At 50.5% G+C, this 572-nt stretch carries 1 protein-coding gene; it reads right to left on the bottom strand.

Annotated elements, in window-relative coordinates:
- Nucleotides 1-572: MSCRAMM family adhesin SdrC (locus tag N8M09_RS10880; RefSeq protein ID WP_261065191.1), on the bottom strand; the 572-nt coding region annotated here is incomplete at both ends.

Below are 572 nucleotides of genomic sequence, written 5' to 3'. Positions count from 1 at the left end.
AGTGCAAGCCAATCAGCAAGCACAAGCGCATCAGAATCAGCGTCAACAAGCGCTTCTGAGTCAGCATCAACAAGTGCGTCAGCTTCAGCAAGCACATCAGCATCAGAATCAGCGTCAACAAGTGCATCAGAATCAGCAAGCACATCAGCGTCTGAATCAGCGTCAACAAGTGCGTCAGCTTCAGCAAGCACAAGCGCCTCTGAATCGGCATCAACAAGTGCGTCAGCTTCAGCAAGCACAAGCGCATCAGAATCAGCGTCAACAAGTGCGTCAGCTTCAGCAAGCACAAGCGCTTCTGAGTCAGCGTCAACAAGTGCATCAGCCTCAGCAAGCACATCGGCATCTGAGTCAGCATCAACAAGTGCGTCAGAGTCAGCAAGCACATCGGCATCTGAGTCAGCATCAACAAGTGCTTCAGAATCAGCAAGTACATCGGCCTCTGAATCAGCGTCAACAAGTGCATCAGCCTCAGCAAGTACATCAGCCTCTGAGTCAGCGTCAACAAGTGCTTCAGAATCAGCAAGTACATCAGCATCTGAGTCAGCATCAACAAGTGCATCAGCTTCAGCAAG

The organism is Streptococcus mitis (assembly GCF_946190375.1).
GTDB classification, from domain to species: Bacteria; Bacillota; Bacilli; order Lactobacillales; family Streptococcaceae; genus Streptococcus; species Streptococcus mitis_CJ.
The sequence above is the reverse complement of the archived record's forward strand: the minus strand, read 5'-3'. Positions and strand labels throughout refer to the sequence as shown.